This window comes from Actinomycetota bacterium (assembly GCA_041658625.1).
Classification (GTDB): domain Bacteria; phylum Actinomycetota; class JAHEXW01; order JAHEXW01; family JAHEXW01; genus JBAZZW01.
The window spans coordinates 937,232-947,650 of record JBAZZW010000001.1; the positions used below are offsets into that span (position 1 = coordinate 937,232).

Below are 10,419 nucleotides of genomic sequence, written 5' to 3' on the forward strand. Positions count from 1 at the left end.
GATTGGGAAATAGAGAGTTGGTCAGATTGCTATAATAAACAACGGGAGGAGTTGGGTTATGCCTCGGTTACAGGGAATTTTTGGCACTTTCGGATGTACGCCGACCGGCACGCGCTTAGTCGCCTTAGCGATTTCCGCGGTTGTCGTCTGCGGGATATTGTGGTTGGCCTCTCCGGTAGTCATGGCCGCCGACATCGGTTTCGAGAACATCTACACCGACTACATTAAGACCTATTCTCATTTCGCGCCGGCCGGCCTGCATACAGACACGGAGAACTATAAAGCGATGCCTTTGGTAAGACGCCATGCCAGCTGTAACGATTGTCATGACCCTCACTCGGCTATGGCCACCCCGTCCCCGCTGGGGTCCTATTTCGGCGCCGGCACACAAGCGAACGTTAGCGGCGTGCGCGCGTTTTACACCGGAGTGCCGGCGGGCGGCACGCCAACATATGTCTTTCTATCCGCCGTTGTCAAGGAATATGAACTATGTTTCAAATGCCATAGCGGTTACAGCTGGGGGACGCAGACCTTACCGAAATTCAACTGGACGAGAGGCCGATATTGGATGGCGGGAGACTCGGCAAGTGATGTTATCGTCCAGGAAACCGACACCGCCAAGGAGTTGAATCCGAATAACGCCTCGTATCACCCGGTCGTAGCCAAAGGCAAGCGCCCCGGTTCAGAAAGATACGGGTGGGCCGGCAACCGGACATTTAATCAAACCTTTGTGCCTGGCCGCAACGCCAATAGCGTGATCAAGTGTTCGGATTGTCACGGAAGCGACTCGACGACTGTCAAAGGACCGCACGGCTCGAATTATAAATACATCCTGAAGCGACCGGCGCCGTCAACGGAGCCCACCTATATGTTGAACGCCGGCCGCATAGGCAATTTAACGTACAACATAGCGATTTATCAGCGAACGTCCAATATCGTCTGTTACGAATGTCACGACGTTATATACTACGGACCGGGTAGAGGACATCCCGATGGGGGGCATGCCGGCGCCAGCCCCTGTCTTGGTCACGCGCCCATGGCACTTGACCAAATCGGCTGTACGACCTGTAAGGTGGTGCCTATTCACGGCGACACGTCAGCCCGTTGGTTGATGAAGCAGGAGAACTACTGCTATATCTGTCACCACACCATGAGCGGTTATGAGACATCGTGTCCTCGTTTCTACTCCATAACCGATAGAGGAAAAGAAACCGAGGAAACCCGCGTTCATTTCCAGAGTTCGCGCGTCAAACCGGGAAGCAACTATTTCATCCCGCTGCCGACCCCCGATATGCCGAACCTTAAAGGGTTGGGGAACGTGCCCGCGTACCGCTACTATAACCGGGAGGACGACTATATTCTCTTCAAGCACGGCGCGCCGGCGGTTGCCAACGGGATGTATAAGGTCAAGTTCGACCAGCCATCGTCGGGCGACCGGCCGGACGGCGAGCCTGTCGGAGAGATCGGCTACGAGGATTCGATCGCGTTGTGGACCATTGATCATACACCCACCTCATGGGTTTATCTCTCGGTGGACGGGGGCGTTCACGTGACGAACGACAAGAATATCGTTCTCCCGGTAAACGCCGTCGACAACAAAGGCAACAACGTCCTTGACGTGATCTCTCAGCATGCCGGCGGCGAATACGACAAATCGAATTGGTTCGCCGGCGAGGTCGGGTACGGCAATACGATCGATGAGATCTACGCCAACGGCAACTGGTTCACCCTTGATTTCGGCGATCTCTCCAAGGCCAAGACGATTAAACTGATTTGGAGCGTCAACGAGTTAAAAGGCGCCAAGCTCCCGATCTTCATCCAGACCAAGGATGAGAACGGGAAGTGGGTGACCAGGGGTTCGGCCCGTCATGCCGAGGATCGACATGGCTATATGGACATCAAGGGATTCTTCCCGGCCGGGACGAAATCATACCAGATAAGAGTAATTCCGACGCTGAACTTCGTCGACCACATGGCCGTATCGGTGAAAGACGAACCGTATAAACTCACCAAGCTCTCGCTGCAAAAGGCCGAGTATACGAAGTATAAAAGGTCGCCGGTGGACGTGACGCCGATTCTGAAGAAACGCGACGGCGCTTACCTGCCGTTCGACTACCGGGACCAGGCGCAGTTATACTTCAAGATTCCGGCGGCCGGCAAGAGTCTGACAAAACGGGATTTCGTTTTCGCGCCGGTGGGATACTACGAAGCCGGAGGGCCGGTCAATCCCGATACCGAACTGGAACCGATGACCGCGGAGAAAGCGCAGGACTTCGCCCGGGTGACACCAGCCGGAGGGTACGCCAACCACTATAATGTTCAGCCGCTTGATCCCGATGACTGGAACGAGCGTCATCCGACCAAGTGATCCGTCAAAAGCGTGTCTGGCTGTGGCTGGCGGTAACGGTCTTTGTCGGGCTTATAGGTATTTGGTGGATCTATAAAAGCAGCCGATCGGAGTTTGATCATCGGCCCAGGTCGGCAGCATCGAAAACGGATAATGTGGGGCGAGCCAGATATATGAAAGCGGCCCCGGTCGTGGATGGACTGATTGATCCTATCTGGCAAACGGTGCCTGAAACGACAGTCAGGTTAACGGAGGGCGAGGGCGACGTGAGCCTTAAGTTTTTATACACGAAGACGTCGATTTTCTGTTTGGTCAGGTATCCGGACAGTTCCCACAACTATATCGACAGACCTTGGGTGTTCAAGGACTCAAGTTGGCGGCAAGAGGGCCAATCGGATTCCGTGGTGTTGTTCTGGAATACCGGCGATTCGATTATCGGGTTTAATGAACGCGGTTTCGGTATGTTAACGGATGGGCTGAAACAAGACGAACACCCGTGGAATATCGCGATCGAAGGAACCAGTCTTGATAAAAGAGACGCCAAGTGGCGCGGGCAGCGAGGCGACTTCTGGTCAACGGGCTTACAGTTGCCCTACGGCAAGGCGGAGGATTGGGTGTTCAAAGAGGATATGAAACGACAAGCGGTGCGGGATTGGAAACCAAGGATCCTTGTCCAGCACGACGAGAACAAATTCGGGGTGCCATGGGTGCTGAATAAGAATGCCGATCGGACACGCCCGTCGTACGCATACAAACCGGGTTTCGACTTGACGAACAATCCTTATCCGGTTCTGGCCGACATGGTTCCCATTGAGACCGCCGCCGCGCCTTCTCCAGGCGATACCGTGCCTTTTATCGTGTATAAAAGCCGGGAGGCCCGCTGGGGAGGCAGCAAGGACGACATTGACGGGGCCGAAACATGGCAAGACGGCGTCTGGACCGTCGAGATGGGTCGCGCGCTGGATACCGGTCATGCGGATGACGCCCGGTTTACGCCCGGTGCGAGCACCCGGTACGTTTTCGGAATTCTGTTACGACGCGAGGGACGCCGGTATGAACCGACGGCGCCGGTAGAGTTGATTTTTGAGCCGCAAAATTAGGAGGCGCGTTATGAGCGATAGAAGACAATGGCTGGCTAAAGTCCTGACGATTACCGCAATGATCGGCACGCTGGCCGTATTGAGCGTGGGATGCGGCAACAAGACCGCCTCGTCGGCCGCGCGAGCGAGAACATCCGAACCGCGTGCCCTGACGGCCGTCTATATTAAAACGGCGCCCGTTATGGACGGCCGGCAGGACGAGGTTTGGTCTAAGGGGGTTCCGGTCACTCTTAATCTAAAGGGAGACGCGGCGGTCGAGCCAAAGCAGGTGACGGTACGGGCCCTCTACACTGATACGGAGATATTTCTGTTAGCCTCATACAGGGATTCGACGCCTCTTAAACTCAACCGGGGCTGGCGGTACGAAGGCGGCCGATGGGTGCGCGGCAGTTACGATGACACGCTGGCGTTTCTTTGGAATATGAACGACAGTATCAAAGATTTCAACGAGCGGGGCTTCAATGTCGTCAACGCTAAGCCGGGCGTCAACGATGACGTATACGATTTCAAGATCATCCGGACAAACGAAGCGGACGAAGCGGCCTTCGCCGCGCAGCAAGGTGACCTGTGGTCATGGTGCATGGTGCCGGAGTACTACTTCCGGGCGGGAGACTTCGTATTCCGGGCGGAGCCAAAGATAGCGGGGCGGACGCGGGAGATTACTGTCCAGCATGACTACCGCCCGAACAAGGCGCCGTGGTTTAAGAACGAAAAAACGGTCAATGGCATAGTCTTGCCCAAGTATATGTTAAAGCCCGGCCTGACGGACACGCCGTGGCCGTACGAGGATGAAGTCGTCGAAATAACCGACTCCACGGTCTTCCGGGACGGGGATACCGCGCCGGCCATGATTATGAAGCGTGACGTGAAGTGGGGCGGCAGCAAGGATGACGTTAGCGCCAAGGCAACATGGACAGTCGAAAACGGTTGGCTGGTGGAATTCAGTCGGGTGCTGAATACCGGTTGGCCGGACGATGTCAAGTTCAATGCGGCTGACCGGGAGGTTCGATATACGTTCGGCACTATCGTCCGTGACGGCGGCAACGGTTACGCGTACGGGGAGCCCGTTTCATTGTTGTTTGCCGGGAACAAGTAATGGTCTTTACCGTCTCCAGGCGCGCTTGGGTGATTGCGACGATTATCCTGGGCGCAATAGTCGCCGTCGGCGTCGCCGCTTACACTATCCAGTGGTTTCTTTCCAGACCGCCGACCGTTGTCGCGCGTTATGTAAGTAAAGGGCCGTCCATCGGCGGGAGCAAGTCCGACCCGCTCTGGAACAAAGCCACTCCCCAGGCGGTGAAGATCGAGAGCGCGCCGGACGTGGTTTTCCAGGCCTTATACACGAAAGAAAAGGTCTTTATCCGGGCCGTTTACGAAGACGCGACAAAAGACGATGTCTCCCAAATATGGACCTACGGAAATGGCGCCTGGACTAACGGCCGCGCCGGCGACTTGTTGGTGCTGATGTTCAACATTAACGATTCGGTCAAGGGGTTCGACGAGCGCGGTTCCAAGGTGATTACGCTGGAGCCGAAGACAAAACGCGATGTCAGCCCAGGCGGATCGTTGCAGCTCGGCTGGTCCTTCTATATCAACGCCGACAAGAAAGATAAAACGTCGCTTGCACAGCGGGCCGATGTCTGGTTCATGGGCGTGGGCGTTTCCAATAAGCTGGGACAAGCGGTAGATGAGGTGTTCCAGATCAACCCGATGCGCAGCCGATCGCCTTACGTGTTGTCGACGTTGATCGAGGTATATCCCGACGCGTTGACGGGGTCCTGGCCTGTCACCATCAACGCCCGTGATATCCATAAACTGGCGCCCGGCCAGCCGCGGGATATGTATCGGATTGGGGGGACGATTGAAACGTTGCCGTATCCTAAGGTCACGGACATGATACCGATTACGGACTATGCCGGGTTTAAAAACGGCGATAACCTTCCTTTCATTATCTTTAAAGGCGAGAGCTGGCGAGGCAGCGTTGGTGACATAGAGGCTCACGCCAGATGGGAAAAAGGCCGGTGGACGGTCGAAATGGCGCGTAAGCTTGATACGCGGCATGGCGACGATATCGTTTTTAAACCCGATCCGTCCGGGACAGTCTGGTATTACTTCAGTCCATTGGTAAGGACCGACGGTCAGCGGGTCAGACAAGGCCCGAGCGCCATCCTGGAATTCGAACCGGCCCCGCGTTAGGCGTACAAGACAATGCCTGTTTTCTCCGAATCCGCCACCGGTTTCCTTAATATCCGCTTCCGTTTAACATGCGCGTTGTTTTTGGCTGTGTTGATTGTGGTGGTGACGGCGGGCTGCGCTCGTAAATCAGGCCGCGCCCCGGCCGCTCCCGGAAGGAAAACCGTTTTGCTCAGCGTTTCCGTAAGCCGCGCGCCGGTCCTCGACGGGTCGGGTAGCGACGGCGTTTGGGCTTCCGCCAAGGAGGTGCGGCTGACCACGCGGCCGTTGTACGACAGCCAGAAGACGGCGGCGCCCCCGGTCGTCCGGCTGACGAGCGTGCACACCAAAGATGTGATTTATTTCCGTGCCGTTTGGGATGACCCGGATTCTGACGACGGTAAACTGTACTGGCAATTTGACGGTAAGTCGTGGCATCGGAAAATCAACAGCGATAAGATCGGTTTTCTATGGGATATCAAAGGATCGCTGCCCGGCTTCGCCAAACAGGGTTGCGGCGCGGTCTGCCATAATGAGGACCCGGCCCAACCGGATACATGGACCATGCGTGTCGCCCGCAAAGGGCCGTCCGACGTGCCGCTGGGCGACGCGTGGTTGTGGGCGCCGGGGGTAATGAATCTGGTGTCGGTCGTAGATGACGGGCTGATGGCCCCGTTGAATTTTAACACCCTGACCGGCGACCGTCCATCCGGGTTCATGCCATATTCCGTGCTCCGGTTCGACAACGGGGATGCCGGCACTAAGCAGTATTGGACCAGGAATCTGGAAAACCCCGCGGGCGACAACAAAGACAAGAAAGACGAGGCCCCGTCGTTCAAGCTAAACAACGGTCTGACCTTTGAGGATACACCCTTCCCACGGCAAGACCAGGTTGAGCCGATCACCGACTATTCAATCTTTAAAGCCGGCGATAAGGTGCCGCTGATTGAGTTCTTTGATTTGACGGCGAACTATAATCGCGGCAGGTTTCCGAACGGAAAACCGGAGGGCAGCCGTCTGGATATCTCCGGCCAGGGTGCCTGGACCAAAGGCGTTTATACCTTGGAGTTCGGTCGTAAGACGAACACCGGACACCTTGACGACGTCCAGTTCCAATCGGCGTTCAACAAAAACCTTTTGCCGGTTGGCGCCGTCGCGGTTTTCAACGACGCCAAGAAAGAACATTTCGTAACGGATCCTCTGACTTTGGTGTTGGAATGACCGGTCCGCGACATTTCACCACCATCACCACCACCATCTTGATTTTAGCGATTCTCCTGTTCGTGGGGTGCGGGCGTACGACGAATAAGAACGTAAAGCGACAACCGCGGCCTCAAACTCACGCCGTTCTCAAAGCCGCTCACATTCAGACTCCACCGGTCATAGACGGCATAGCCGACGACCGGGTTTGGCGGAAAGCCCCCGAGCTGACCGTCCCGACAGCGGGCGGTCCCGCGGTAACGATGCGGGCGGTTTACGACGACACTTACTTCTACTTCTCGGCGACCTGGACGGACCAGACCAACGACAGTGTCGACGAAGTCTGGAATTACGACGGACAGACCTGGACAAAGGGGACGATAGACGACGCTCTTGCGTTCTTCTGGAATATTGACGATTCGATTCCCGGTTTCACCAAGGAAGGTTGCCGGGCGGTATGCCATCAAAGGACCGACGGAACGGCCGCGATGGAGATCGTCGGGCCGGCCGGAGCCGGCCGTAAGTGGAGCGGCGTTAATCAAAAGGGAGATATCTGGGATATATCGCTAGGGATCAGTAACGTCCGCGGGTCAGTCAACGATTATGTCTTCAGCATCGACCCCGCCTTCTTGAAGTTCCCGAACAGCGTCCCGCCGCGCATCTTTCGCCGCCATGATTACTTCACGGAGCGCGCGCCGATGGATTTGAACTACGCCACGGATCCCGCCGATGGTAAGAAAAAGCCAAAGTATATGTTGAAACCGGGGCTGACGGTGGATACGACGCCCTATCCCTTTATCGATCAGGTGGAGAAGATAGAAGACTACGGCGTTTTCAAGGCCGGTGATCGCCAGCCCTATATCATCTTTTTTCCGTTTACCGCGAAATGGGGCGGGAGCCGGGACGATATCTCCGGCAAAGGTGTCTGGCGGGATGGTCGCTGGACTGTGGAATTCAAACGCAGCCTCGACACCGGTCAAACTGACGATATCCAGTTCAAGGTAAAGAAAGGTGAGATCAGATACTACGTGTTCGATGTCGCCGTCTTCGACCGCACCATAACGGATCACAAGTATTTCGGACCGATAAGTCTGGAAATCAAGCCTTAATCGTCCCGCCCGACAGGACTTCCGGAAGACCGGGTATCCTAAGACTAAAAATAGCCTCTGAAATGTTGAAACATTATCTAAAAACCGTTGCCCTATGGCCAAAAAAATGGTAAGATTTTGACGCAAAGCGATTTACTATTATCGCAGGTCATGACGCTCTAAAGCCCGGCGCAGACTAAAAGAGATCCGGCGAACGTAGAAAGGACTCATCGGTTCGCGTAGGGAAACAGGAGCGGAATGGTCGAAAAAGGGCTTCTGAGCTGTAAATATGTTGCTGAAGTGAGGCACCCCGTGGGAGCCTGGCTTCAGCTCATTTTATTTCTCCTTCTAACGGCCGTTTTGGCCACTTTCTTGTTCGTTCTTATCCCATTTCAGGCATTGGCGGCGGGACCGCACGGACCTTTTGGCGCGACGACGGAAAAGTGCGAAAAGTGCCACGCCATGCATACTAGCGCGACGCAGACACTTCTAGGGAGAACAACCGTTATGGAGCTGTGCGAGTCGTGCCACTCCGGCGGCATCGGCGCCGACACGGCGGTCATGCAGGGAGCAGTGATGAAACCGGCGGAGCCGGGCGGCGAGTATGTTATCGCGGGCACCCTGCTCGGCGGCGGGTTTGAAGGCATCGGCGGCGCGACCAACACGACCAGCAAACATAATCTTGGTGAAGTGGCGGCGCCATACGGTAGTAACGACATGGGCGCTACCATCGAACTTACCTGCACCTCATGCCATACGCCGCATGAGGGACCAAACTACCGGCTGCTCAGGCGGCGAGTCGGCGACGCTGCCGCCGACCTCTCGGTGACCTGGAACGGACCGGATCAGGTTGAGGGCGGGACGGAGGACAACAAATACGCCGAGGTGGATATGGAGCCGGCCGAGCCGGGCGTTCAGCACCGCACCTATAACTACAGGTCAGGAATGTCGGCCTGGTGTTCGACCTGTCATTCGAAATACATGACCAGAAGCGATGACACGCCTTACAACGCGGGCGACAACGCCGGCGACAAGGTTAGGTACCGGCACGCCGTGGATGTGCCGGTCATGGGCCGCAATAACATTTACAATCCGGCGACGACCTATGATCTGCCGACCGACTTACCCTTGCAGGACGTCGGTGGCGACGGCCGGACGAACGAAGATACGATCACCTGCCTGACTTGTCACAAGGCGCACGGCAGCAACGCGACTATGGGCACAAGCATAGACTCGCAAGCTTCTACGCGGGGTTCGTTGCCAACGGATTCGATGCTTTTGAGATTGAACGACAGGCAGATCTGTCAGAGCGCCTGCCATAAGGTGGTAAACTGACATGCGGGCCGCGTGGAGAATTACCGGTTATTTTCTAGCCATAAGTTTAGCGGCCGCGGCGGTTCTGGGGCCTGCTGCGATGGCCGTCGCCGCGCCCATGCCCACCGGCCATGAGGGATTCGCCAGTGATCCCCAGATCTGCTACGTGTGCCACCGTACGCATACCGCGACGTCCGAGAACCTTCTCTACAGCACGGCCGGTATGTGTCTGACTTGCCACCGGAACGGGACCGGCGCCGACACCGACGTTACCAGCGGGATTTACAACAGGCCGGTGGGATCGCTTCGTCACGGCGGACCGTGGGGCGAAGTAGGCACTCCGCTCCTGGGTGGAAGTTTTACGAGCATTGACACGGATGGCGACGGTATAGCCGAGCCGACCGTTAACGGCACCGACCCGACTAATCCGGGAACGTCGCAGCACGACATCGGGGTTACCCAGACACCGTTCGGCTCGGCCAGCGGCGCCTCGATGAAACTGGACTGCACCTCGTGCCACACCATGCACACCGGATTCAATTCGCCGGTCCAGTATCGTTCGTTGCGTTTGCGGGTAGGCGACGCGACGTCCGCTTTACCGGTAGCCTGGAACGGGCCGTGGTTCTGGAACGGGTCCGATCCGGCCAGTGCGGTCTTTACGACGCCGAAATCGGGCTCTTACATGGCCTATACGGACGTCCAGTTCGGGACGGGACAGACCTGGGACAATTTGAGTGAACCGCCGGCAACGGTCGGCGCGCCGATAGAATACACAAGAAACTATAACGCGGGTTTAAGCGCCTGGTGCAGCGGCTGTCACACCGTTTATGAGCAGCCAATCAGCGTTTACGACGCGGGCGACGGGGCTGGTGACCGCGCGCGTTACCGGCATAAGACCGACGTGCCGTTGACCGGAGGGGCCGGATCAAGGCTGAACGTGACCCTTGGGGCGCCCAGCACTAATCTTCCCCTGACCGACCAATTGCCTCTAGGTCGTTCGGCAGATGATACAATCAATTGTCTGACCTGCCATAGAGCTCACGGGACCACAGCTAAGATGGACAGAATGGCGGGAGCGATACCGGCGGCGAACCGCGGTATCTTGCCCAGCATGACGACGAGTATGCTGTTGAGACTGGATAACAGGGCGGTCTGCGCGGATTGCCATGGCTATCTGAGTAAATCCGGTCTTTAGGAG

At 56.6% G+C, this 10,419-nt stretch carries 8 protein-coding genes; all 8 read left to right on the forward strand.

What is annotated here, in order from left to right:
* The first annotated feature begins 58 nt into the window (after positions 1 to 58).
* The 8 genes from WC891_04795 (at position 59) to WC891_04830 (ending at position 10,416) form a co-directional block, all read left to right on the forward strand.
* Positions 59 to 2,368 (forward strand): hypothetical protein, encoded by a 2,310-nt coding sequence (locus tag WC891_04795; GenBank protein ID MFA5867262.1) that lies wholly within the window; start codon positions 59 to 61, stop codon positions 2,366 to 2,368.
* The gene (locus tag WC891_04800) at positions 2,365 to 3,447 is read left to right on the forward strand and encodes an ethylbenzene dehydrogenase-related protein (GenBank protein MFA5867263.1); all 1,083 of its coding nucleotides are present in this window, start codon (positions 2,365 to 2,367) and stop codon (positions 3,445 to 3,447) included. Before WC891_04795 ends, WC891_04800 begins: the two co-directional genes overlap by 4 nt.
* 10 nt (positions 3,448 to 3,457) lie before the next feature.
* On the forward strand, positions 3,458 to 4,543 hold the full coding sequence (locus tag WC891_04805) for an ethylbenzene dehydrogenase-related protein (protein MFA5867264.1): 1,086 nt from the start codon (positions 3,458 to 3,460) through the stop codon (positions 4,541 to 4,543).
* A complete protein-coding gene (locus WC891_04810; protein ID MFA5867265.1) occupies positions 4,543 to 5,643 on the forward strand; it encodes an ethylbenzene dehydrogenase-related protein in 1,101 nt (366 codons plus the stop codon). The genes WC891_04805 and WC891_04810 overlap by 1 nt, the downstream gene beginning before the upstream one ends.
* 12 nt (positions 5,644 to 5,655) lie before the next feature.
* A complete protein-coding gene (locus tag WC891_04815; protein MFA5867266.1) occupies positions 5,656 to 6,840 on the forward strand; it encodes an ethylbenzene dehydrogenase-related protein in 1,185 nt (394 codons plus the stop codon).
* Entirely contained in the window at positions 6,837 to 7,928 is a 1,092-nt protein-coding gene (locus tag WC891_04820; GenBank protein ID MFA5867267.1) for an ethylbenzene dehydrogenase-related protein, read from the forward strand. Before WC891_04815 ends, WC891_04820 begins: the two co-directional genes overlap by 4 nt.
* A gap of 237 nt (positions 7,929 to 8,165) precedes the next feature.
* A complete protein-coding gene (locus WC891_04825; protein MFA5867268.1) occupies positions 8,166 to 9,242 on the forward strand; it encodes a cytochrome c3 family protein in 1,077 nt (358 codons plus the stop codon).
* Position 9,243: 1 nt separating this feature from the next.
* The gene (locus WC891_04830; GenBank protein ID MFA5867269.1) at positions 9,244 to 10,416 is read left to right on the forward strand and encodes a cytochrome c3 family protein; all 1,173 of its coding nucleotides are present in this window, start codon (positions 9,244 to 9,246) and stop codon (positions 10,414 to 10,416) included.
* The last annotated feature ends 3 nt before the right edge of the window (positions 10,417 to 10,419 follow it).